The organism is Pseudomonas aylmerensis, from assembly GCF_001702265.1.
Taxonomy (GTDB): Bacteria; Pseudomonadota; Gammaproteobacteria; order Pseudomonadales; family Pseudomonadaceae; genus Aquipseudomonas; species Aquipseudomonas aylmerensis.
Map to the genome: position 1 here is coordinate 484,776 of NZ_MAUE01000012.1, position 23,520 is coordinate 508,295.

Below are 23,520 nucleotides of genomic sequence, written 5' to 3' on the forward strand. Positions count from 1 at the left end.
TGCCCCTAACCGCCCCGCCCACTCGCTTGCAGGAGAACGGCCATGAGCACTGTGATCGATGACCATGGCCACGCCAGTGACCATGCCCACGGCCCCGCCAAGGGTTTGATGCGCTGGGTGCTGACCACCAACCACAAGGACATCGGCACGATGTACCTGTGGTTCGCCTTCACCATGTTCCTGCTCGGCGGTTCGTTCGCCATGGTGATCCGCGCCGAGTTGTTCCAGCCCGGCCTGCAGATTGTCGAGCCGGCGTTCTTCAACCAGATGACCACCATGCACGGCCTGATCATGGTGTTCGGCGCGGTGATGCCAGCGTTCGTCGGCCTGGCCAACTGGATGATTCCGCTGATGATCGGCGCGCCGGACATGGCCCTGCCGCGCATGAACAACTTCAGTTTCTGGCTGTTGCCGGCGGCGTTCCTGTTGCTCGTGTCGACCCTGTTCACTCCGGGTGGCGGGCCGAACTTCGGCTGGACCTTCTACGCGCCCCTCTCCACCACCTACGCGCCGGAAAGCGTGACCTTCTTCATCTTCGCGATTCACCTGATGGGTATCAGTTCGATCATGGGCGCGATCAACGTGGTCGCCACCATTCTCAACCTGCGCGCCCCCGGCATGACCCTGATGAAAATGCCGTTGTTCGTCTGGACGTGGCTGATCACTGCCTTCCTGCTGATCGCGGTGATGCCGGTGCTGGCCGGTTGCGTGACCATGATGCTGATGGACATCCACTTCGGCACCAGCTTCTTCAGTGCTGCCGGCGGTGGCGACCCCGTGCTGTTCCAGCATGTGTTCTGGTTCTTCGGCCACCCCGAGGTGTACATCATGATCCTGCCGGCCTTTGGTGCCGTCAGCTCGATCATCCCAACGTTCTCGCGCAAGCCGCTGTTCGGCTATACGTCGATGGTGTACGCCACGGCGAGCATCGCGTTCCTGTCGTTCATCGTGTGGGCGCACCACATGTTCGTGGTCGGCATTCCGCTGGTGGGCGAGTTGTTCTTCATGTACGCCACGCTGCTGATTGCGGTGCCGACGGGGGTGAAGGTATTCAACTGGGTCAGCACCATGTGGCAAGGCTCGCTGACCTTCGAGACACCGATGCTGTTTGCCGTGGCCTTCGTGATCCTGTTCACCATCGGCGGCTTTTCCGGGCTGATGCTGGCGATTGCCCCGGCGGACTTCCAATACCACGACACCTATTTCGTGGTGGCGCACTTCCATTACGTGCTGGTGCCCGGTGCGATCTTCGGCATCTTCGCCTCGGCCTACTACTGGCTGCCGAAATGGACCGGCCACATGTACGACGAAACCCTCGGCAAGCTGCACTTCTGGCTGTCCTTCATCGGCATGAACATGGCGTTTTTCCCGATGCACTTCGTCGGGCTGGCTGGCATGCCGCGCCGTGTGCCGGACTACAACCTGCAGTTCGCCGACTTCAACATGGTCTCCTCGATCGGCGCCTTCATGTTTGGCGCCACGCAGATCTTCTTCCTGTTCATCGTGATCAAGTGCATCCGTGGCGGCCCGCCCGCGCCGGCCAAGCCCTGGGATGGCGCGGAAGGCCTGGAGTGGAGCATCCCCTCGCCAGCGCCCTACCACACCTTCACGACGCCACCGGAGGTCAAGTGAACAGCTTGGCGCAGGCTGCCAGGGTCTCCTGTGGGAGCTGGCTTGCCTGCGATGAGGGCCTGACAGTTGATGGATTGGGTGACTGGCACACCGCTATCGCAGGTAATCCAGCTCCCACAGAGAGTCAAACGCAGGGTGATCGTCATGTTTGAGTCGATCCCCACCAAGCGCCTGGTCACCCGCCTGCTGATCCTGGTGGTGGCGATGTTCGGCTTCGGCTTTGCGCTGGTGCCGGTCTACGACGTGATGTGCAAGGCATTCGGTATCAACGGCAAGACCGCCGGGCAGTACGAGGGCGAGCAGGTCGTCGACGCCACGCGGCAGGTGCGGGTGCAGTTCCTGTCGACCAATGCCATCGACATGGTCTGGGAATTTCATTCCAAGGCCGATGAGGTGGTGGTCAATCCGGGGGCCGTCACCGAAATGCTGTTCGTCGCCTACAACCCTACCGACAAAGCCATGACCGCCCAGGCTGTACCGAGCATTTCCCCGGCCGAAGCGGCGATGTACTTCCACAAGACCGAATGCTTTTGCTTCACCCAGCAAGTGCTGCAGCCAGGCCAGCGCATCGAAATGCCGGTGCGTTTCATTGTCGACCGCGACATGCCCAAGGATGTGAAGCATTTGACCCTGGCGTACACGCTGTTTGATATCACTGCGCGCCAACCGCCGGTGGCTGTCCATAGCGGCGGCTAGCTACTGTTTGCCCGCTCAATCAGGAGAGCGAATACATGTCGACTCATGATACGTACTACGTACCAGCGCAAAGCAAATGGCCAATAATTGCTACCCTGGGCATGCTCATCACGGTGTACGGCCTGGCTGTGTGGTTCAACGACCTGAAGGCGGCGCGCCCGGAATCCCACGGCCCGTGGATCTTCTTCGTCGGTGGCCTGCTGCTGGCCTACATGTTGTTCGGCTGGTTCGGCGCGGTCATCAAGGAAAGCCGCGCCGGTTTGTACAGCCCGCAGATGGACCGCTCGTTTCGATGGGGCATGACCTGGTTCATCTTTTCCGAGGTGATGTTCTTTGTCGCGTTCTTCGGTGCGCTGTTTTACGTGCGGCACATGTCCGGTCCCTGGTTGGGCGGCGAAGGGCACAAGGGCATCGCGCACATGCTGTGGCCGAACTTCGAGTTCACCTGGCCGCTGCTCAACAACCCTGACCCGAAAATGTATCCCGCACCGGAGGGCACCATCAGCCCGTGGGGCCTGCCGCTGGTCAACACGATCTTGCTGGTCAGCTCCAGCGTGACCATCACCCTGGCCCACCATGCCTTGCGCAAAGGCCATCGCGGCGCGCTGAAAATCTGGCTGGCGCTCACGGTGCTGCTGGGTTGGGCGTTCCTGGGCTTCCAGGCCGAGGAGTACATGCATGCCTACAAAGAGCTCGGCCTGACACTCGGCTCGGGTGTGTACGGCGCGACGTTCTTCATGCTCACCGGCTTTCACGGTGCCCACGTGACCATCGGCACGATCATTCTGTTTGTGATGCTGATGCGCATCCTGCGCGGGCATTTCAATGCCGAGCACCAGTTTGGTTTCGAGGCCGCCAGTTGGTACTGGCACTTTGTGGATGTGGTGTGGATCGGGCTGTTTTTCTTCGTCTACGTGCTGTAGCGCGCCTTACCACGGTGCATGCGATACCAACTGGCCGCTGAAAAAGCCCCAGGCGATCAGCCCCACGGTGATCGCAGCCAGCACCACACGCACAGTCAAGGCAGTGACGAGGCGGTTGGAGTTGCCCTCGTCCTTGACCAGAAAGAACAAGCCACTGAACAGGCTCACGACAGTCGCGATCAGCATCAGGGCAATGACGGCTTTGAGCATGGTCTGGCTCCAATGGGACGGGCGGGCAATGAAAACAAGTATAGCCAGCGCCATGAAACGCTTTCGCCCAGGGCTCGCACCGACATTGGTGGTGCTCGTGTTGCTGCCGTTGATGGTGGGCCTGGGGTTCTGGCAGCTGTCTCGCGGGCATGAAAAACAGCTGCTGGTGGACAGTTATGCCGAGCGGCGGGTGGCGGATCCCGTCAGCAGCACGCAACTGAGTGAGATGGCTGATCCGGCTTTCCGTCGGGTCCGTCTGCGCGGGCAATTCGACGCCGAACACAGCGTGTTGCTGGACAACCGCATGCGCGATGGCAAGGCCGGCGTAGAGCTGCTGCAACCCTTTCACGACCAGGCCAGCGGCCTGTGGTTATTGCTCAATCGTGGCTGGCTGCCCTGGCCCGACCGGCGCACCCCGTCGGTGTTCACCACGCCTGAACAGCCGGTGAATCTCGACGCCTGGGTGTACGTCGCACCGGGTGAAACCTTCCAGTTGCACGCCGACCCGACGAGCGCGCAATGGCCGCGCTTGCTGACCGCCCTGCACCCCGGCGCGCTGTGGGCTGAGCTTGGGCGTAGCGGTTTTGCCTACGAGCTGCGCGCCGAAGCTGGCCCTGGTACGTACGAAATCACCTGGCCCATCGTAGCCATGGGTCCGGAAAAGCACCTGGCCTACGCGGTGCAGTGGTTCGCCATGGCATTGGCGCTGCTGGCCCTTTACCTCTACCTCGGATGGCACAACACAAAGGAGACGCACCATGGGAGCGGCCATGAATCCACTCAACATGTCTGAACCGCTCAATCGGCGTAAAGGCCGCTGGCAGCTGATCCTGATCCTGATGATGGTGATCGGCCCGATGGCGCTGGCCACCTTCATGTACAAGCTGCAGTTCTGGGTGCCGGACAACCGCAGTTACCACGGCGAACTGATCGGCAACGGCCAGACCCGCGCCGATATCGGCGTGCAGGCGGATGAAGAGCGCTGGCAACTGCTGGTCACGGCGCCCACGGCCTGCGCCGCCGATTGCCAGCAACTGGTGTACCTGGCGCGCCAGCTGCAAATCAGCCTCGGCCGGGATGCATCGCGCGCCAGCCACGCCTTGGCCAGCGCGCAGCCGGTGAGCACCGACTACGAGGCCAAGCTCAAGGCTGAATATCCACAACTGCAGCGCTACTCGCTGGACCTGTCGACCTTCACCAAGGACGCCGCCGCGCCGGGCGATGCGCAACTGTGGATCGTCGACCCGCACGGCAACCTGGTGCTGCGCTACGACGCCAAGGTCAAGGGCAAGGACTTGCTCAACGACCTGCGCCATCTGCTGAAACTGTCGAACATCGGATAAGGGCATCGTCATGGCCAAGCCTGGATTTCGCCTCGCGTTGTTTGCCACCCTGCTGGCGCTGATTGTGGTGCTGCTCGGCGCTTATACGCGCCTGACCCACGCCGGTCTCGGTTGCCCGGACTGGCCGGGTTGCTACGGCTTTATCAGCGTGCCCAAGACCGAGGCCCAGCTGGCGCATGCCGAGCTGCATTTCCCGGACACGCCGGTGGAGGCGGACAAGGGCTGGGCCGAGATGACCCATCGCTACTTCGCCGGCACCTTGGGCCTGCTGATCGTGCTGCTGGCGGCGCGTTCGTGGAGCCATCGACGTGATCCGGGCCAGCCGGTGAAGCTGCCGTTGTTTGTTTTGGCGGTGGTGTTCGCGCAGGCGGCCTTTGGCATGTGGACGGTGACGTTGAAGCTGTGGCCCCAAGTGGTCACGGGCCATTTGCTGGGCGGTTTCGCGACCTTGAGCCTGTTGTTCCTGCTGACCCTGCGCTTGTCGGGAGTGCTGCCCGCGTTGATCGTGCCCAAGCGCCTGCAATATTGGGCGACGGCTGGCCTGGTGCTGGTGATCGGCCAGATCGCCCTGGGCGGCTGGGTCAGTTCCAACTACGCGGCGGTGGCCTGTATCGATTTGCCTACCTGCCACGGCCAGTGGTGGCCGGCGGCGGACTTCGCCAATGGTTTCCACCTGACCCAGCACATCGGCCCCAATTATCTCGGCGGCCAGCTCGACAGCGATGCGCGAACCGCGATCCATCTCACCCATCGCATCGGCGCGGTGTTGGTCACCCTGGTGTTGCTGGGGCTGGCCTGGCAGCTGCGCGCGGTGGGCATGACGCGGCTCGCGGGCCTGTTGTTGATTGCCCTGGCGGCGCAGATCGGCCTGGGCCTGAGCAATGTGTATTTCCATCTGCCGCTGCCGGTAGCCGTCGGCCATAACGCCGGGGGCGCGGCGTTGCTGCTGACCCTGGTGCTGGTCAATTACCACGCGCGTACCAGCCTGGTACGGGTGCGCAACCAGCTGCCGTTCGGCTGGCGGTTTATTCCGCGCAAACAGGTGTCAGGCCTGATCACCCTTAAAGGAGAGATGCCATGGCGACCTTGATCGGCGCGCGTCACGGCCAGGCGATCTGGCGTGACTACCTGGAGCTGACCAAGCCGAAAGTGGTGGTGTTGATGCTCATCACCTCGCTGGTGGGGATGTTCCTCGCTACCCGCGCCGGCGTGCCGTGGGCGGTGCTGGTTTTCGGCAATCTGGGCATTGCCCTGTGTGCCGGCGGCGCGGCGGCGGTCAATCATGTAGTGGATCGGCGCATTGATGCGGTGATGGCGCGCACGCACAAACGGCCGATGGCCGAAGGGCGGGTATCGCCGGTGGCGGCGCTGGCTTTTGCAGGGTTTCTGGCGGTTGCGGGCCTGGCCTTGCTGCTGGCGTTCACCAACCCGCTGGCCGCCTGGCTGACGCTGGCTTCCCTGCTCGGCTATGCGGTGATCTACACCGGTTTTCTCAAGCGCGCGACGCCGCAGAATATCGTCATCGGCGGTTTGGCGGGGGCCGCGCCGCCGTTGCTGGGCTGGGTCGCCGTCACCGGCCATGTCAGCGCCGAACCCCTCCTGCTGGTGTTGATCATCTTCGCCTGGACCCCGCCGCATTTCTGGGCCCTGGCCATCCACCGCAAGGAGGAATATGCCAAGGCCGATATTCCGATGCTGCCGGTCACCCATGGCGAGCACTACACCAAGGTGCATATCCTGCTCTACACCTTCGTCCTGCTGGCGGTGAGCCTGATGCCCTACGTCATCCACATGAGCGGCCTGCTGTACCTGGCCTGTGCATTGGTTTTGGGCGGACGCTTTCTGCAATGGGCCTGGGTGCTGTACCGTGGCGCTCAGCCGCACGCGGCGATCAACACGTTCAAGTACTCTATCGCGTACTTGTTCCTTCTGTTTATCGCCCTGCTCGTAGACCACTACTTACTGTTGAACCTATGACTCGAACTCAAAAAACCGTCTTTATCCTGGTGGCCATCGTCGCGTTGATCATGGGCCTGACCGTCAACAAAGTGCTCTCGGGCAAAGGCCAGGGCGACCCGACCGCACTGATCGATGCCGGCATCATCCTGCTGCCGCAGAGCCGGCAGCTGCCGCCGGTGAGCATGACCAACCAGGACGGCCAGCCGGTGGTGGTCAATGAGTTGAAGGGCAAGTGGAGCCTGCTGTTCTTCGGCTACACCTTCTGTCCGGACATCTGCCCTACCACCCTCGCCCAGCTGCGCCAGATCAAGAGCGAGCTGCCCAAGGAGGCGGTGGATAAGCTGCAGGTGATCCTGGTCAGCGTCGACCCGAACCGCGATACCCCGGCCCAGCTCAAGCAGTACCTGGGCTACTTCGATCCGCAGTTCGAAGGCCTGACCGGCGCGAATGTGGACGATGTGCAGAAGGTCTCGAATGCCGTGAGCATCCCGTTTATCCCGGCCGATACCAGCAAGCCCAACTACACCGTCGACCACAGCGGCAACCTCGCGCTGATCGGTCCTGACGGCACACAGCGTGGATTCATCCGCGCACCGTTGAACAACCAGAAGCTGGTGGCGCAATTGCCGGGATTGTTGAAGCGTCCATAAGCCCTGCGCCTCTACCCCACGGCCTTGTGGGAGCCCTGGTCTGCGGGCAACCCAAAACAAATGTGGGAGCGGGCTTGCCCGCGAAAGCATCGGTTCAGTCACTGATAAGTCGACTGACACTGCACTTTCGCGAGCAAGCCCGCTCCCACATTTTTTGCTCTTCGGTGTTTCGAATCAGAACGCCGGCAGAATTGCGCCTTTGTACTTCTCGAGGATGAAGGCTTTCACTTCAGGCGTGTGCAGGGCTGCAACCAGCTTCTTCACGGCGTCCGAGTCTTTGTTGTCTTCGCGGGTCACCAGGATATTCACGTAAGGCGAGTCATTGCCTTCGATCACCAGCGCATCCTTGGACGGATCCAGCTTGGCTTCCAGCGCGTAGTTGGTGTTGATCAGCGCCAGGTCGACCTGGGTCAGCACGCGCGGCAGGGTGGCGGCTTCCAGTTCGCGGAATTTCAGGTTTTTCGGGTTGGCGGTGATGTCCTTGATGGTCGACAGGATGTTGGTCGGGTCCTTCAGGGTGATCAGGTTGTGCTTGGCCAGCAGCAACAGCGCGCGGCCACCATTGGTGGCGTCGTTCGGGATCACGACGTTGGCGCCGCTTGGCAGGTCTTCCAGCTTCTTGTACTTGCTCGAGTAGGCGCCCAGGGGCTCCAGGTGCACCGCGCCGACGCTCACCAGGTGAGTGCCCTTGGCCTTGTTGAACTCATCCAGGTACGGCTGGTGTTGGAAGAAGTTGGCATCCAGGCGCTTCTCGGCCACCTGTACGTTGGGCTGCACGTAGTCGGTGAAGACTTTGACCTGCAGGTCCACGCCTTCTTTGGCGAGGGCAGGCTTCACGAATTCGAGGATTTCCGCGTGCGGCACCGGCGACGCGGCGACCGTGATGGTCTCGGCGGCGTGGGCGGAAAACGCGGCAACGGCGGCGAAAGCAACCAGTAGTTTTTTCATCCAACAAGCTCCTTGTTCGGACATCTGCCGGCAGTTGGCCGGCAATGGCCGTTATTTTCGAGAAAAGTGCACCACCAGCTTGTCGCCGACGGTTTGCAGAATTTGCACCAGCACCAACAGCATCACCACGGTGACCACCATCACATCGGTCTGGAAACGCTGGTAACCGAAGCGGATCGCCAGGTCGCCCAGGCCGCCGGCACCGACTACGCCGGCCATCGCCGTGTAGGAAACCAGTGTAATCGCCGTCACCGTGATCGCCGCGAAAATACCCGGGCGGGCTTCAGGCAACAGGGCGTTGGTGATGATCTGGCGGGTGCTGGCCCCCATGGACTGAGTGGCTTCGATGATGCCGCGGTCCACTTCACGCAAGGCGGTTTCCACCAGGCGCGCAAAGAACGGCGTCGCGCCCACTACCAATGGCGGAATGGCGCCGGCCACGCCCAGCGAAGTCCCGGTGATCAGCACGGTGAACGGGATCATCACGATCAGCAGGATGATGAACGGCAGCGAACGCAGAATGTTCACGATCAGCGACAGCAGTGCGTACAGCCCTTTCTGCTCGAACAGTTGGCGCGGGCTGGTCAGGAACAACAGCACGCCCAGCGGCAGGCCCAGCACGACGGTAAAGAACAGCGAACCGAACAGCATGGTCATGGTGTCGCCGGTGGCCAGCCAGATTTCGGACCAGTCGATATTGGCGAAGAAACTCAACAGGACTTCCATTAGCGCAGCACCTCCATGTGGACGTCAGCGGCGGTGAAGCGCGCAAACGCGGCTTCCATATCGCCACCCGTGACGGCGAGGGTCAGTTGCCCGTAGGGGATGTCTTTGATGCGGTCGATACGCCCGGCGAGGATGCTGTAGTCCACACCCGTTTCGCGGGCGACGGTACCCAGCAGCGGCGCGTAGGTCGCTTCGCCCTGGAAGGTCAGGCGCACGATGCGCCCTGGCACGTGAGCGAAGTCATCACGCTGCTCGCTTTCGTCAACCTGCTCGGACTCCTGCACGAAACGCTTGGTGGTCGGGTGCTTGGGGTGCAGAAACACATCGGCGACCGAGCCCTGCTCGACGATCACGCCGGCGTCCATCACGGCGACCTGGTCGCACACGCGGCGGATCACATCCATTTCGTGGGTGATCAGCACGATGGTCAGCTTCAGTTCGCGGTTGATCTCGGCCAGCAATTGCAGCACCGAGGCGGTGGTTTGCGGGTCGAGGGCGCTGGTGGCTTCGTCGCACAGCAGGATCTTGGGTTTGGTCGCCAGGGCGCGGGCAATGCCGACGCGTTGCTTCTGGCCACCGGACAACTGCGCCGGGTACTTCTTGGCGTGATCCGACAGGCCGACGCGGGCGAGGAGTTCGGCCACGCGCTGGTCGATTTCCTTGCGCGACAATTCGCCGGCCAGGGTCAGCGGCAGCGCCACGTTGTCGGCAACGGTCTTGGACGCCAGCAGGTTGAAGTGCTGGAAAATCATCCCGACCTGCTGACGGAAACGGCGCAGGCCGTTGGCGTCCAGTGCAGTGACTTCTTCACCGTCGACATTGATCTGACCGCCGCTGGGCTGTTCCAGGCGATTGATCAGGCGCAGCAAAGTACTTTTTCCCGCACCCGAATGACCAATCAGGCCAAACACCTGACCGTTTTCGACGCGCAGGCTGGTGGGGTGCAGGGCGGGGATTTCCTTACCGGCGACGCGGTAGGTTTTATGGACGTTATGAAACTCGATCACGTAGCGAACCTTGTGGGGCGCATGGAAAAGGGATCAGCGGTTAGCCGGGCGCGCATTTTAGCCTGTCCGTATAGCGTTTCTTAGCATTTATTTCGCATTCAACCAGTGATTTGGCAATAACGCGATCAAAGGTCATAAAAAAGGAACGGTACAAAACCGTGTCAGTCACTACTTAAGCAACTCGATTTCCCAGGTGCCGTGCCTGGGGTTTTGCTCAAACGAGCCGGGGACCGCTCTGGCCACTTTGAATAAGGAGTTTTGTCTGATGAGTACCAAGAAGCCAGCCACCCCGCCGAAGAGTGAACTTGCCGGCACCGATACCCTGGACCGTGGCAACACCAACGCCAAGCTGCAGGCCCTGGAGGAATTCCGCTCCGATGCGACCGGCCAGGCCCTGCGTACCAACCAAGGCGTGAAGATTTCCGACAACCAGAACACCCTGAAAGTCGGCTCCCGTGGCCCGTCGCTGCTGGAAGACTTCATCATGCGTGAAAAAATCACGCACTTTGACCATGAACGCATCCCGGAGCGCATCGTGCATGCCCGCGGTACTGGCGCGCATGGTTATTTCCAGACCTATGAAAACCATTCGGCGCTGAGCAAGGCCGGCTTCCTGCGCAACCCCGAGCATAAAACCCCGGTGTTTGTGCGCTTCTCCACCGTGCAGGGCCCGCGTGGTTCCGGCGATACGGTGCGCGACGTGCGCGGTTTTGCAGTGAAGTTCTTCACCGACGAAGGCAACTTCGACCTGGTGGGCAACAACATGCCGGTCTTTTTCATTCAGGACGCGATCAAGTTTCCCGACTTCGTCCACGCGGTAAAACCTGAACCGCACAATGAAATTCCTACCGGCGGCTCGGCCCACGATACGTTCTGGGACTTTGTCTCGCTGCAGCCGGAATCGGCGCATATGGTGCTGTGGGCAATGTCCGACCGCGCCATTCCAAAAAGCCTGCGCGCAATGCAGGGGTTCGGCATTCACACCTTCCGGCTGATCAACACCGAAGGTAAGTCGAGTTTCGTGAAATTCCACTGGCATCCAAAAGTCGGCACTTGCTCCCTGGTGTGGGACGAAGCGCAAAAGCTTGCCGGTAAAGATACCGATTACCACCGTCGCGACCTGTGGGAAGCGATTGAAAGCGGCGACTACCCTGAGTGGGAATTGGGCGTGCAGATCGTCGCCGAAGAGGACGAGCACAAGTTCGACTTCGACCTGCTCGATCCGACCAAGATCATCCCCGAAGAGCTGGTGCCGATTACGCCGTTGGGCAAGATGGTGCTTAACCGCAACCCGGACAACTTCTTCGCCGAAGTCGAGCAGGTTGCGTTCTGCCCGGGCCATATCGTGCCGGGTATCGACTTCACCAACGACCCGTTGCTGCAAGGTCGTCTGTTTTCCTACACGGATACGCAGATCAGCCGTCTCGGTGGCCCGAACTTTCATGAGTTGCCGATCAATAGGCCGGTGGTGCCTTTCCACAACGGTCAGCGCGACGCCCAGCACCGCACGGTGATCGACAAAGGTCGCGCGGCCTACGAGCCCAATTCCATCGACGGCGGTTGGCCGAAGGAAACCCCTCCTGCCGCCCAGGATGGTGGGTTCGAGACCTATTACGAGCGCGTCGATGCCAACAAAGTGCGTGAGCGCAGTGAGTCGTTCGGCGATCACTTCTCCCAGGCCACGCTGTTTTTCCACAGCATGAGCCACCACGAGAAAGAGCACATCATTGCGGCCTACAGCTTCGAATTGGGCAAGGTTGAGCGCGAGTTCATCCGTGCCCGTCAGGTGAACGAGATCCTGGCCAACATCGATCTGGAACTGGCCAAGCGCGTTGCGCAGAACCTGGGTCTGCCGGCGCCGACCAAAGGCACCGTGCCGCCACGCAAGTCGTCTTTGAAGGAGTCGCCGGCGTTGAGCCAGGTGAACCTGCTGTCGGGCGATATCAAGACGCGCAAAGTCGCGATTCTGGCCGCCAACGGCGTGGATGGCGTGGCGATTGCCGCGTTGAAGAAGGCGTTGGAAGCCGAGGGTGCCCACGCCAAGTTGCTGGGGCCGACTTCGGCACCGGTGACAACCGCCGATGGCAAGAGCTTGAAGGTCGATGCGTCGATGGAAGGCATGCCGTCCATCGCGTTTGACGCGGTGTTTGTGCCAGGGGGTGCCAAGTCGGTGCAGGCATTGAGCGGCGACGGTGTGGCGCTGCACTTCCTGTTGGAGGCGTACAAGCACCTGAAGGCGATCACGGTCGCCAATGACGCCAAGCCATTGCTGGATCTGCTGAAGCTGGAGGCGGATGCGGGCTTGATCGTGGGGTCGGATGCGAAAGCGTTCAAGGCCTTCTTTGCGGCGATTGCGCAGCACCGGGTTTGGGATCGCGAGCCGAAGGCCAAGGCGATTCCGGCTTAAACGCTTGATTGACCGTTAGACCGCTATCGCAGGCAAGCCAGCTCCCACATTTTGAATTGTGAATACATTCAAATGTGGGGGCTGGCTTGCCTGCGATGCTTTTATTGCGCCTTGCGCGGAATCAGCACAACCTGCGCCGGAATATTCTTCAGAATCTGCCGGTGGATCTTCAGGTCATACCCCGAATCAATTCGCTTCACCCGTTTGGTCAGCAACGTGGCCAACCACGGGTAATCCTGCGTGCGCGGCGCCTGGATGCTCACGTCGCACTGGTAATTCACCACGTCGGTAGCGATGGCATCGAGTTGATGGCGCAGCGCTTCAATGTCGGTGAGGTTCAGCGCCACGGTGGTGCTTTGCGCGGCCGGGTCGATGACCTTGGCGGCAGGCTTGGCTTCGGCGGCCTTGAGGGCGGCCTCGGCCTTGTCCAACTCGGCTTTGCGCGCATGGGTGATGGCGCTGTTGACGCCGCCGGTCAGGGCCGGCGCCTTGGGCATCAGCGCACGGGCACGGCTCAAGGCAGTGGCGGCGGCGTTGACGTCACCTTTTTGCAGCACGATCTGGCTGCGCTGCAGGTAGGCCTCGGCCAGCTGACGTTGGTAAGTCTCCAGGGCCGGGTCGTTGGGCGACTGGGCCTGCAACGCGGCCAATTGGTCTTCGGCGGTGGCCAGCTCACTGCTGGCCAGGTTTTGCTCCAGCTGTGCGATGGCCGCAGCGCGCGCGTCCGGGGCCTCTGGGGCGGCGGGCGGTGTGCTTTGACAGGCGCCCAGCAGCAGGGAAAATGCGGCAAGGAGCAGATAACGGGAGGTGAACAGCTTCATTCCTGCGACTCTCTATTTGCGCAAAAAGCGAGCAAGTCTACACCCCTCGACGGGGCAGGACAAAACTCAGCAGAAACAGGGCGGCGGCCGTGACCACAATTGACGGCCCGGCCGGCGTGTCCTTGAACCAGGACAACGCCAGGCCCCCACACACGGCGAGCATCCCCAGCAGGCTGGCGCCGATGGCCATCTGCTCGGGTGAGCGGGCGTGGCGCTGGGCGGCGGCGGCTGGGATGATCAGCAGCGATGTGATCAACAATACGCCGACAATCTTCATCGCGACAGCAATCACCACGGCGATCAACAACATCAGCGCCATGCGCAGGGTCGGCACGGGCAGCCCTTCCACCGTGGCCAGCTCTTCATGCACGGTGATCGCCAGCAGCGGACGCCACAGGGCGACCAGCAACACCAGCACGACGGCGCTGCCGCCGAGGATCCAGGCAAGGTCGGTCGGGCTGATCGCCAGCAGATCACCGAACAGGTAGGCCATCAGGTCGATGCGCACTTCATGCATGAAGCTGAGCACCACCAGCCCCAGCGACAGTGTGCTGGGCGCCAGGATGCCCAGCAGCGTGTCGGAGGCCAGCGGCTGGCGCTGCTGCAGGGTCACCAGCAGCACCGCCAGCAGCAGGCAGCCTACGGTCACGGCGATGGTCGGGCTCACATCCAGCAAAAAGCCCATGGCCACCCCCAGCAGCGCGGCGTGGGACAGGGTGTCGCCGAAATAGGCCATGCGTCGCCAGACCACGAACGAGCCCAGCGGGCCCGCCACCAGCGCCAAAGCCAAGCCTGCCAGCAGGGCGTAGAGCAGAAAATCAGCCATGCTTGCAGCTATCTCCGTGAACGTGGGTGTGAGGTGCGGTGGGGTCGTCGACCACGGCGCCATGCAGGTCATGGGCGTGGTCGTGATGGTGGTGGTAGATCGCCAGGCTCTGGGCATTCTTGCCGAACAACTCGACGAACGCCGGGTCGCCGCTGACCTGTTCCGGGTGACCTGAGCAGCAGACGTGGCGATTCAGGCACACCACCTGGTCGGTGGTGCTCATTACCAGGTGCAGGTCGTGGGAGACCATCAGCACGCCGCAGCCATGGCGGTCGCGCAGGCGGGTGATCAGGCTGTACAGCTCGGCCTGGCCGGCCACGTCGACGCCTTGCACGGGCTCATCGAGTACCAGCAGTTCCGGCTCGCGCAGCAGGGCGCGGGCCAGCAGCACGCGCTGCATCTCGCCACCGGAGATGCTCTGCACGGGGCTGTCGATGACTTGTTCGGCGCCGACTTCCTTGAGCGCGGCCTGGGCGCGAGTGCGATCCACGCCGGGGACCAGGCGCAGAAAGCGCAGGACCGACAGCGGCAAGGTCGGGTCCACGTGCAGTTTTTGCGGCATGTAGCCGACGCGCAGCTTGGGCTTGCGCCACACGCTGCCGGTGTCGGGCTTGAGCAGGCCGAGCACGGCGCGCACCAGGGTGGTCTTGCCGGCGCCATTCGGGCCGATCAGCGTGACGATCTGTCCTGGTTCCACACTCAGCGCGATGTTATCCAGCACGTTTTGCCCGGCGAACGTGACCCCAACCTGCTCCAGGCGGATTAACGCGTTGCTCATCAAGCCCCCTGGCAGCCCGAGCAGAGACCGACCACTTCGACCGTCTGCCCTTCGACCTGGAAGCCGACGTCGGCGGAGCTCTTGATGATGGCGTCGCTGATGCTTTTTTGTTCAAGTTCGATGGCGGCGTGGCATTCGCGGCAGATCAGGAATTGGCCCTGATGCGCGTGTTCCGGGTGATTGCAGCCAACAAAGGCGTTGAGCGAGGCGATGCGGTGCACCAGGCCGTTTTCCAGCAGGAAATCCAGCGCGCGGTACACGGTAGGCGGCGCCGCGCGGCGACCGTCCTGCTCGCTGAGCACGCCAAGGATGTCGTAGGCACCCAGCGGCTTGTGGCTTTGCCACACCAGCTCCAGCACCCGGCGACGCAAGGCAGTCAGGCGCAGGCCCTTCTGTGTGCACAGGGTATCGGCCTCCGACAGCGCGGTGTGCACGCAGTGAGAGTGGTCGTGGGGACGGCTGGCAAGCGGTGTTTTAGGCATGAGCGGCGACAGATATTTGATAGAGACGTTATTATGTTACCCGTTCCTACGTCATTGAGTGGTCATCGTGTCCCGACTTTTTCCCGTTTTTGTCGTATTTGTCACCAGTTTGTTCATTACCGCTACCGCTCAGGCCGAGGTCAAGGTGCTGACCAGCATCAAGCCGTTGCAGCTGATTGCCGCGGCTGTGCAGGACGGCGTGGCGATTCCGGAGGTGCTGTTGCCGCCGGGTGCCTCGCCGCATAACTATGCCTTGCGCCCATCCGACGTACGGCGCGTGCAGTCGGTGGACCTGCTCTACTGGATTGGTCCGGATATGGAGAGTTTCCTGCCCCGCGTGCTCAAAGGTCGTACGGCGCCGACGGTCGCGGTACAAGACCTGCCGGGCATGAAACTGCGCCGTTTCGCCGAAGATAGCCATTCGCACGCCGACGATGCCGACGAACATGACCACGATCACCGTCCAGGCAGCCTGGATGCCCACCTGTGGCTGTCGACGGTCAACGCACGGGTGATCGCCGCGCGCATGGCGACTGACCTCAGTGCCGCCGATCCGGAAAATGCCGCGCGTTACCAGAGCAACGTGAAGGCCTTCGACGAGCGCCTGGACGCCCTGGACGCGCGCTTGAAAGCCCGCCTGGCGCCAATCGGCAACAAGCCTTACTTTGTGTTCCACGAAGCCTTTGATTATTTCGAAGAGGCCTACGGTCTCAAGCATGCCGGCGTGTTCAGCGTGGCCGCCGAGGTTCAGCCGGGTGCCCAGCATGTGGCGGCGATGCGCACGCGCCTGCAGGAAGTGGGCAAGACGTGCGTGTTCAGTGAGCCGCCGTTGCGTCCGCGACTGGCTGAAACGCTGGTCGCCGGCCTGCCGGTGAAGCTGGCGGAGTTGGATGCGCTGGGTGGTTACACGCCGGCTACCGCCCAGGGTTACGAGCAGGTGCTGGAGAAGTTGGGGAATGACTTGGCGGGGTGCCTGGAGTCGCTCTGACCGCTGCACCGATCTCCTGTGGGAGCTGGCTTGCTCCCACAGTGACCGAGTAGATCTTTAAAGCGCGAACGGCAGGTGAACGGTGACCTGCTGACGCTGCGCCAGCCGGTGCTCGAACTCCGCCGGGTCGTGGATCAGCACATCTTGGCCTGCGAACGACTCAGCGGCGATCAGGCGGGACAGCCAGAAGCGTACACACGCTACCCGCAGCATGGTCGGCCACAGCTCCGCTTCCTTGGCCGTGAACGGTCGCAGGCCCGCATAGGCGCCCAGCAGTGCGCGCGCACGTTGCCCATCGATCACGCCGTCCACGTCCGAACACCAGTCATTCAGCGCGATCGCCACGTCGTACAGCATCGGGCCCGAGCAGGCGTTGTAGAAGTCGATCAGGCCGGTCAGGTGCGTGCCTTCGAACATCGCATTGTCGCGGAACAGGTCGGCGTGAACGTTGGCGCGCGGCAGGGCAAGGATGTCGGCCTTGTGGGCTTCGATCTCGGTCAATGCCGCTTGCAGCAACTGCTGTTGTGCGTCGTTCAAGTGCGAAATCAGCTGCGCACCTTCGCTGAGCATCCAGTCCAGCCCGCGATCGGTCTTGCGCTCCAGCACCTTCTCGCCCTGCGTCGCCAGGTGCAGGTGGCCCAGCAGGTCACCGACCTGGGCGCAGTGCTGCGCATTGGCGTCCTTGATGTGCTTGCCGGCCAGGCGCGGTTGTAACAGCGCCGGTTTGCCTTTCAGCTCGCGCAACGCGACGCCGTCGGTGGTGCGCAAGGCGTAAGGCACCGGCAGGTCGGCGTCGTGGAGCACGTCGAGCAGCTCGATGAAGAATGGCATTTCTGCGACGGGGCCGCGTTCAACCAGGGTCAGGACGAATTCGCCCTGTTCCAGGCTGATAAAGAAATTGGTGTTTTCGCTACCAGCGGCAATCCCCTGGAAGTCAAGCAGGCGGCCGAGCCCGTAAGGGGCGAGAAAGGTTTCCAGCTCGGGCCGAGCCAGGGGGGTGAACACAGACATGGTTAAAACTGCCAGTACGGGCGCCGCAGTGCGCGGCGCCAATTTAAGTTAAGAAATCATTTCCATTCGAAGATCTTCCATGACGGGATCAGCATATCCGGCTGGTCAGAGCGGATGAAGTTCGCGTCGGTTCCGTCCGCGCGCACCAGGAAGTACGGTGGCGCACCCTTTACGGTCACCTTGATTGCGTACAGGAAACCGTTTTGGCGGTACTCCTGGATAGTCCGGTCGCCTTCCGTGCGAATGGTAACGTCCGGATCCCCCGAAGGGGCGCTGTCTGCCGCCATGGCAGCCATCGGAGCGAGTGCAATCAAGCCAGTCAACAGCAGGCGATTGAATGTACGCATGATAACCTTGTCCCTTTGTCGTCATTGGTCCGGCTATTCTAGCGCCTGACCCGCCGAAAAGGTTGATCCTGCTCATGAGCCAAGCCCCCCTCGTCCTGGTGGACGGTTCTTCTTATCTGTACCGCGCCTTCCACGCGCTTCCACCGCTGACCACCTCCAAAGGCCTGCCGACCGGTGCGGTCAAGGGCGTGTTGAACATGCTCAAAAGCCTGCGCAAGCAGTACCCGGACAGCCCGTTCGCGGTGGTGTTCGACGCCAAGGGGGGGACCTTTCGCGATGAGATGTACGCCGAATACAAGGCCAACCGCCCGAGCATGCCCGATGACATGCGCCTGCAAATCGAGCCTCTGCACCAGAGCGTGATCGCGCTGGGCTTCCCGTTGCTGTGCGTCGAAGGCGTCGAGGCCGATGACGTGATCGGCACGTTGGCCCGCAGCAGCGCGGCCGCCAGCCGCCCGGTGGTGATTTCTACCGGTGACAAGGACATGGCCCAGCTGGTGGACGGGCACATTACCTTGGTCAACACCATGACCGGTAGTTCGATGGACATCGAGGGCGTAAAGGAGAAATTCGGCGTCGCTCCGGAGCAGATCATCGACTATCTGGCGTTGATGGGCGATTCGTCCGACAACATTCCGGGCGTCCCGGGCATTGGTCCGAAGACCGCTTCCGGCCTGTTGGTAGGCGTGAATGGCGGCCTCAAAGAGCTGTATGAGCAGCTGGATATCGTGCCGACCCTGCCGATCCGTGGCGCCAAGACGTTGCCGGCCAAGCTCGAGGAGCACCGGGAGATGGCGTTCCTGTCCTATCAACTGGCAACGATCAAGGTCGATGTGCCGCTGGACGTGGGCCTGGATGATTTGCACCTGATCGAGCCGGATCGCGAAAAACTGCTGGAGCTGTACACCCTGCTGGAGTTCAAGAGCTGGATCGACGAGATTCAGCGCGATGCCAAGCGCGTCGAACTCAAGGCTTCCGCCGACGTGGTGCCTGCCGCCGCTGATCTTCTCGAAGCGATGCCTGCGACGCCCGTCGAAACGAACTACACCACGATCCTCGACCAGGCGACCTTCGACACCTGGCTGAAGAAGCTCAATGCTGCAAAATTGTTCGCGTTCGACACCGAGACCACCGGGATCGATGCCCAGCAAGCGCAGCTGGTCGGGGTATCCTTCGCTGTAGAGCCTCACGAAGCTGCCTACATCCCGCTGACGCATTCCTACATCGGTGCGCCGCAGCAGCTGGACCGCGACACCGTGTTGGTGGCGTTGAAGCCACTGCTGGAGGACCCGACCAAGCTCAAGGTCGGCCAGCACGCTAAATTCGACATGAACATCCTGGCCAACTGCGCCATCGGCGGCGACCCTGCCCAGGGCATTACCGTGCGAGGTATTGCCTTCGACACCATGCTTGAGTCCTACGTGCTGAACTCCACCGCGACCCGGCACGACATGGACAGCCTGGCGAAGAAGTACCTGGACTACGACACCGTCAGCTTCCAGGACATCGCCGGCAAGGGCGCCAAGCAGTTGACCTTCGACCAGATCCCGCTGGAGCAGGCGGGCCCTTATGCCGCCGAAGACGCCGACGTGACGCTGCGCTTGCATCAGGCCCTGCACGCGCAACTGGCGGCCATCCCGAGCCTGGCCAGTGTGCTGACGGATATCGAAATCCCGTTGGTGCCGGTGCTGGCGCGTATCGAGCGCCAGGGCGCGCTGGTGGACAAGGATCTGCTGGGCATCCAGAGCATTGAACTGGGCGACAAGATGGTCGAGCTGGAACGCCAGGCGTTCGAGATTGCCGGTGAGGCGTTCAACCTGGGGTCGCCCAAGCAGCTCGGCGCGATTCTCTACGAGAAACTCGGCCTGCCGGTGCTGAAGAAGACCGGCAAGGGCCAGGCGTCCACGGCTGAAGAAGTGTTGGCCAAGTTGGCCGAAGATGACTTCCTGTTGCCCAAGGTCCTGATGCAGTACCGCAGCATGAGCAAGCTGAAAAGCACCTACACCGATCGTCTGCCAGAGCAGATCAACCCGCGTACCGGGCGCATTCACACGTCTTATCATCAGGCCGTGGCCGCGACCGGGCGCTTGTCGTCCAGCGACCCGAACCTGCAGAACATCCCCGTGCGCACCGCCGAAGGACGGCGGATCCGCCAGGCGTTTGTCGCGCCCAAGGGCTACAAACTGCTGGCGGCGGACTATTCGCAGATCGAGCTGCGGATCATGGCGCACCTGTCCAAGGACGAGGGGCTGATGAATGCGTTCCGCAACGACCTGGACGTGCACACTGCGACGGCGGCTGAAGTGTTCAAGGTTGAATTGGCACAGGTCACGTCCAACCAGCGTCGCAGTGCCAAGGCGATCAACTTCGGCCTGATCTACGGCATGGGCGCGCAGAAGCTCGGCAAGGACATCGGCGTCGACACCAAGACCGCCAAGGCCTATATCGATGTTTACTTTGCCCGCTATCCGGGCGTGCGCGAGTACATGGAGCGCACGCGTGCCCAGGCTGCCGACCAGGGCTACGTGGAAACCTTCTTCGGTCGCCGGCTGTACCTGCCGGATATCAATTCCAACAAGCCCCAGGAGCGCGCGGCCGCCGAACGCACGGCGATCAACGCGCCGATGCAGGGCACGGCGGCAGACATCATCAAGAAGGCCATGGTGCTGGTGGATAACTGGCTGACCGAATCGGGCCTGGATGCCAAGGTCATCCTGCAGGTGCACGATGAATTGGTGCTGGAGGTGCGTGAGGACCTGGTAGCAGCCGTCAGCGAGAAGATCCGCGAGTACATGAGCGCGGCGGCGCAATTGGATGTGCCGTTGGTAGTGGACGTAGGCGTGGGCGACAACTGGGACGAGGCCCACTGATTCCGGGCCTTTGCCGCCACCCTAGGTGGTGGCAGAGTGCTTTAATCCAGAAAACGCCGTGGGTTATTACCAATAGTTTTTTGAACGTGCCGGAACTTAACCCATGAAATGCAACTCAGAGTTACTGAATGGGTGGTGAAGCCCTTCAATGCTCCTATGTTGTGTTAAGTGTTGGCAGATATCTGGACCCCGCCCTAGCGGTCCGGAACTTGAACCCCGAACTTCCCCTCCCCATACGAAGTCCGGGGTTTTTTTTGCCCGCAGAAAAGTTATTCCGCGAGTTCCGCGCCCTTGTCAGCCAATTCCATCCAGCCCGCCAGCACGGTGTAAGCCTCTTCGAGGCCCATGCGCTTTGGCGCCGAGAACAGCTGGATGGTGATCGCATCGCCCCAACCCTTACGGATTTCGGACTGCACCTTGAGCAGCGTGTTCTTGGCTGCGCCATAGGTGAGCTTGTCGGCCTTGGTCAGCAGGATGTGCATCGGCATGCCGCTGGCGACGGCCCAATCGAGCATCAGCAAATCGAAGTCGGTCATTGGATGACGGATGTCCATCATCAGGATCAGGCCTTTCAAACTCTCCCGGCCACCCAGGTAAGCCTCCAGGTGACGCTGCCAGTGCAGCTTCAGCGGGATAGGTACTTTTGCGTAACCGTAGCCCGGCAGGTCGACCAGACGCCGATCATCGTCTAGCTTGAAGAAATTGAGCAGCTGCGTGCGGCCCGGGGTTTTCGAGGTGCGCGCCAGGCTGGCATGGGTCAGGGTGTTCAGGGCGCTGGATTTGCCGGCGTTGGAACGACCGGCAAAGGCGACTTCAAAACCTTCGTCATCGGGGCATTGGTCAACTTTGGCGGCGCTGAGCATGAAGGTGGACTGTTGGCACAGGCCGAGGATGGGGTTCTTGAGTTGCATGAGATTTCCGATGTGGGCGGTGCCGAGAAAGGGTGCGGCAAGCGGTGTCGTTTCCGTTTCAGTAGCGCCAGTATATAATGCCGCAGATTTTGTGTGTGCTTTGTCCCAGCGAAGGATGAAGTTCACGGGAGCGAAAGACCTTCATTGCGCATTAGAACGCAAAACGCTCTCAAACCCTGAAAAGGTCGATGTATGACCAGATGGTTGCTCGCTTTCGGTGTCCTGATTCCGCTTTTCGGCGCTCAGGCTACACAGGATCCGGAAGCGGTGTACAACCGAGTTTGCGTGGCTTGCCATGCCGGCCAGCTGCCGAACGCCCCCAAGCGGGGTGACCAGGCAGCCTGGGCGCCAAGACTGGCGCAGGGCATGGACACGCTGGTGCAGCACGTAGACCAGGGTTTCAAGGCAATGCCGCCGCGTGGTTTGTGCATGGACTGCAGTACTGAGGATTACCAGGCCGTCATTGAGTTGATGGTGAGTAAACCCGGTAGATAACTCTTAAACCCTTAGCCGTAGTTGGATTAGCTGATGAACAAACTGATCGTGAGTCTGCTGTTGACCTTGGGCGTCACCGGTGTTGCCTTTGCTGCAGAGGGCCCCCTTAAAGGTGACGCCACTGCCGGCCAAGCGAAAGCTGCCGTGTGTGGTGCCTGCCATGGACCGGACGGTAACAGCCCGGCTCCGAACTTCCCCAAACTGGCCGGCCAGGGCGAACGTTACCTGACCAAGCAGATGCACGACATCAAGGATGGCAAGCGCACGGTACTGGAAATGACCGGCTTGCTGACCAACCTCAGCGACCAGGACCTGGCAGACATCGCGGCGTATTTTGCCAGCCAGAAAGGCAGTGTGGGAGCTGCCGATCCGAAACTGGTCGAAAAAGGCCAAGCATTGTTTCGCGGCGGCAAGCTCGCTGAAGACCAGCCCATCGGCGGCATGCCCGCCTGCAAGGCGTGCCACATTCCGGACGGCGGCGGCCTCGCCGCTGCAGGCTTTCCTCACCTGAGTGGCCAGCATGCTCAATACACGGCCAAGCAGCTGAAGGATTTCCGCGAAAAAGTGCGCTACATCGACGGCGATGCCGGCAACAAAATGATGACCGACATCGCGGCCAAGCTCTCGGACAAAGATATCGAAGCGCTGTCCAGCTACATTCAGGGTCTGCACTGATCAGCCTGGCAACGTTAACACTCGATTAATCCCGTGATGCAAGCATAAAAAGGGTGGCCCAGGCCGCCCTTTTTTGTGGCCGGTGCCGTTACACTAACGAACTCATGCCCGCGTAGACCTGTCACAACAAAGGTCGCGTGAGGCGACTTTATTTGTCCAGGAGTAAAGCATGCGTAATCTGATCCTCAGCGTCGCTCTCGTCACTGCCAGCCTCTTCGGCATGACCGCACAAGCTGCCGACGTGCCGCTTGAAGCCGGTAAAACCTACGTTGAATTGGCCAACCCTGTACCCGTATCGGTACCCGGCAAGATCGAAGTGGTGGAGCTGTTCTGGTACGGCTGCCCGCATTGCTACGCCTTTGAACCGACCATCAACCCATGGGTTGAGAAGCTGCCTAAGGACGTGAACTTCAAGCGTATCCCTGCCATGTTCGGCGGCCCATGGGATGCCCACGGCCAACTGTTCCTGACCCTGGAAGCCATGGGTGTCGAGCACAAGGTGCATAACGCGGTATTCGACGCGATCCAGAAACAAGGCAAGCGCCTGACCAAGCCGGACGAAATGGCTGACTTCGTTGCCACCCAGGGTGTCGACAAGGACAAGTTCCTCGCCACCTTCAACTCCTTCGCCATCCAGGGCCAGATCAAGCAGGCCAAGGAACTCGCGCAGAAGTATGGTGTGCAAGGCGTACCGACCATGATCGTCAACGGCAAATACCGTTTCGACCTGGGCACTACCGGTGGTCCTGAACAGACCCTCAACGTTGCCGACCAGCTGATCGCCAAAGAGCGCGCAGCCAAGTAAGGGGCCCGCC

Annotated in this window: 25 protein-coding genes; 14 read left to right on the plus strand and 11 right to left on the minus strand. The window is 61.5% G+C overall.

The annotated features are described in order from the left end of the window. Positions 1–42 precede the first annotated feature (42 nt). From ctaD to BBG20_RS10460, 3 genes are all read left to right on the plus strand, one after another. Positions 43–1,632: a cytochrome c oxidase subunit I gene (ctaD, locus tag BBG20_RS10450; protein ID WP_065902781.1), complete on the plus strand. Its 1,590-nt coding sequence runs from the start codon at positions 43–45 to the stop codon at positions 1,630–1,632. A gap of 144 nt (positions 1,633–1,776) precedes the next feature. Next, positions 1,777–2,328 (plus strand): cytochrome c oxidase assembly protein, encoded by a 552-nt coding sequence (locus BBG20_RS10455; RefSeq protein ID WP_065902783.1) that lies wholly within the window; start codon positions 1,777–1,779, stop codon positions 2,326–2,328. 35 nt (positions 2,329–2,363) lie between these two features. Beyond that, a complete protein-coding gene (locus BBG20_RS10460; protein ID WP_065902785.1) occupies positions 2,364–3,251 on the plus strand; it encodes a cytochrome c oxidase subunit 3 in 888 nt (295 codons plus the stop codon). 6 nt (positions 3,252–3,257) lie between these two features. On the opposite strand, the gene BBG20_RS10465 is transcribed toward BBG20_RS10460, so the two are convergent. Continuing rightward, positions 3,258–3,461, minus strand: coding sequence for a twin transmembrane helix small protein (locus BBG20_RS10465; protein WP_065902787.1), 204 nt, complete (start codon positions 3,459–3,461; stop codon positions 3,258–3,260). Positions 3,462–3,489: 28 nt separating this feature from the next. On the opposite strand from BBG20_RS10465, the gene BBG20_RS10470 reads away from it, so the two are divergent. Genes BBG20_RS10470 through BBG20_RS10490 form a run of 5 tightly spaced genes read left to right on the plus strand, consistent with a single transcriptional unit; the run spans position 3,490 to position 7,413 of the window. Next, on the plus strand, positions 3,490–4,254 hold the full coding sequence (locus BBG20_RS10470; RefSeq protein ID WP_065902902.1) for an SURF1 family protein: 765 nt from the start codon (positions 3,490–3,492) through the stop codon (positions 4,252–4,254). Next, entirely contained in the window at positions 4,220–4,804 is a 585-nt protein-coding gene (locus BBG20_RS10475; protein WP_065902789.1) for a hypothetical protein, read from the plus strand. Before BBG20_RS10470 ends, BBG20_RS10475 begins: the two co-directional genes overlap by 35 nt. Positions 4,805–4,814: 10 nt before the next feature. Beyond that, positions 4,815–5,894, plus strand: coding sequence for a COX15/CtaA family protein (locus BBG20_RS10480; protein ID WP_065902791.1), 1,080 nt, complete (start codon positions 4,815–4,817; stop codon positions 5,892–5,894). Next, positions 5,882–6,781, plus strand: coding sequence for a heme o synthase (gene cyoE / locus BBG20_RS10485; RefSeq protein ID WP_065902793.1), 900 nt, complete (start codon positions 5,882–5,884; stop codon positions 6,779–6,781). Before BBG20_RS10480 ends, cyoE begins: the two co-directional genes overlap by 13 nt. Beyond that, the gene (locus BBG20_RS10490; protein ID WP_065902795.1) at positions 6,778–7,413 is read left to right on the plus strand and encodes an SCO family protein; all 636 of its coding nucleotides are present in this window, start codon (positions 6,778–6,780) and stop codon (positions 7,411–7,413) included. The genes cyoE and BBG20_RS10490 overlap by 4 nt, the downstream gene beginning before the upstream one ends. 174 nt (positions 7,414–7,587) lie before the next feature. On the opposite strand, the gene BBG20_RS10495 is transcribed toward BBG20_RS10490, so the two are convergent. The 3 genes from BBG20_RS10495 to BBG20_RS10505 are packed head-to-tail and all read right to left on the minus strand — an operon-like array spanning position 7,588 to position 10,094. Next, complete coding sequence (locus tag BBG20_RS10495) at positions 7,588–8,361, minus strand: MetQ/NlpA family ABC transporter substrate-binding protein (RefSeq protein WP_065902797.1); 774 nt, start codon at positions 8,359–8,361, stop codon at positions 7,588–7,590. 51 nt (positions 8,362–8,412) lie between these two features. Next, the gene (locus tag BBG20_RS10500; protein WP_065902799.1) at positions 8,413–9,087 is read right to left on the minus strand and encodes a methionine ABC transporter permease; all 675 of its coding nucleotides are present in this window, start codon (positions 9,085–9,087) and stop codon (positions 8,413–8,415) included. Next, the gene (locus BBG20_RS10505; protein WP_065902801.1) at positions 9,087–10,094 is read right to left on the minus strand and encodes a methionine ABC transporter ATP-binding protein; all 1,008 of its coding nucleotides are present in this window, start codon (positions 10,092–10,094) and stop codon (positions 9,087–9,089) included. Before BBG20_RS10505 ends, BBG20_RS10500 begins: the two co-directional genes overlap by 1 nt. Positions 10,095–10,338: 244 nt before the next feature. Between BBG20_RS10505 and katE the strand changes: the two genes are divergently transcribed. Beyond that, the gene (katE, locus tag BBG20_RS10510) at positions 10,339–12,501 is read left to right on the plus strand and encodes a catalase HPII (protein ID WP_264319393.1); all 2,163 of its coding nucleotides are present in this window, start codon (positions 10,339–10,341) and stop codon (positions 12,499–12,501) included. Positions 12,502–12,602: 101 nt separating this feature from the next. On the opposite strand, the gene BBG20_RS10515 is transcribed toward katE, so the two are convergent. From BBG20_RS10515 to BBG20_RS10530, 4 genes are read right to left on the minus strand one after another with little or no spacing between them, the layout of a single operon-like run. Then, positions 12,603–13,322, minus strand: coding sequence for a PA5502 family lipoprotein (locus BBG20_RS10515; protein WP_065902805.1), 720 nt, complete (start codon positions 13,320–13,322; stop codon positions 12,603–12,605). A 37-nt stretch (positions 13,323–13,359) separates the two neighbouring features. Next, entirely contained in the window at positions 13,360–14,148 is a 789-nt protein-coding gene (gene znuB / locus BBG20_RS10520) for a zinc ABC transporter permease subunit ZnuB (protein WP_065902807.1), read from the minus strand. After that, positions 14,141–14,926 carry a zinc ABC transporter ATP-binding protein ZnuC gene (gene znuC / locus BBG20_RS10525; RefSeq protein ID WP_065902810.1) on the minus strand — a complete coding sequence of 262 codons (786 nt, stop codon included), beginning with the start codon at positions 14,924–14,926 and terminating at the stop codon, positions 14,141–14,143. Before znuC ends, znuB begins: the two co-directional genes overlap by 8 nt. Continuing rightward, positions 14,926–15,408: a Fur family transcriptional regulator gene (locus BBG20_RS10530; RefSeq protein ID WP_065902812.1), complete on the minus strand. Its 483-nt coding sequence runs from the start codon at positions 15,406–15,408 to the stop codon at positions 14,926–14,928. The genes znuC and BBG20_RS10530 overlap by 1 nt, the downstream gene beginning before the upstream one ends. Positions 15,409–15,466: 58 nt before the next feature. Between BBG20_RS10530 and BBG20_RS10535 the strand changes: the two genes are divergently transcribed. Then, positions 15,467–16,396 (plus strand): zinc ABC transporter substrate-binding protein ZnuA, encoded by a 930-nt coding sequence (locus BBG20_RS10535; RefSeq protein ID WP_065902814.1) that lies wholly within the window; start codon positions 15,467–15,469, stop codon positions 16,394–16,396. A gap of 57 nt (positions 16,397–16,453) precedes the next feature. On the opposite strand, the gene BBG20_RS10540 is transcribed toward BBG20_RS10535, so the two are convergent. Together BBG20_RS10540 and BBG20_RS10545 are read right to left on the minus strand one after the other, a co-directional pair. Beyond that, the gene (locus BBG20_RS10540) at positions 16,454–17,407 is read right to left on the minus strand and encodes a homoserine kinase (RefSeq protein ID WP_065902816.1); all 954 of its coding nucleotides are present in this window, start codon (positions 17,405–17,407) and stop codon (positions 16,454–16,456) included. Between the two features lie 56 nt (positions 17,408–17,463). Next, positions 17,464–17,754, minus strand: coding sequence for a DUF2782 domain-containing protein (locus tag BBG20_RS10545; RefSeq protein WP_065902818.1), 291 nt, complete (start codon positions 17,752–17,754; stop codon positions 17,464–17,466). Between the two features lie 74 nt (positions 17,755–17,828). On the opposite strand from BBG20_RS10545, the gene polA reads away from it, so the two are divergent. After that, the gene (gene polA / locus BBG20_RS10550; RefSeq protein ID WP_065902819.1) at positions 17,829–20,624 is read left to right on the plus strand and encodes a DNA polymerase I; all 2,796 of its coding nucleotides are present in this window, start codon (positions 17,829–17,831) and stop codon (positions 20,622–20,624) included. Between the two features lie 269 nt (positions 20,625–20,893). Here polA and yihA read toward each other — a convergent pair whose 3' ends face one another. Then, entirely contained in the window at positions 20,894–21,535 is a 642-nt protein-coding gene (gene yihA / locus BBG20_RS10555; protein WP_010207832.1) for a ribosome biogenesis GTP-binding protein YihA/YsxC, read from the minus strand. A gap of 192 nt (positions 21,536–21,727) precedes the next feature. Between yihA and BBG20_RS10560 the strand changes: the two genes are divergently transcribed. From BBG20_RS10560 to dsbA, 3 genes are all read left to right on the plus strand, one after another. Then, positions 21,728–22,030, plus strand: a complete 303-nt coding sequence (locus tag BBG20_RS10560) for a c-type cytochrome (protein WP_065902820.1) — start codon at positions 21,728–21,730, stop codon at positions 22,028–22,030. Between the two features lie 33 nt (positions 22,031–22,063). Further along, positions 22,064–22,705: a c-type cytochrome gene (locus BBG20_RS10565; RefSeq protein WP_065902821.1), complete on the plus strand. Its 642-nt coding sequence runs from the start codon at positions 22,064–22,066 to the stop codon at positions 22,703–22,705. 169 nt (positions 22,706–22,874) lie between these two features. Then, positions 22,875–23,510, plus strand: a complete 636-nt coding sequence (dsbA, locus tag BBG20_RS10570; protein WP_065902823.1) for a thiol:disulfide interchange protein DsbA — start codon at positions 22,875–22,877, stop codon at positions 23,508–23,510. Positions 23,511–23,520: the final 10 nt, after the last annotated feature.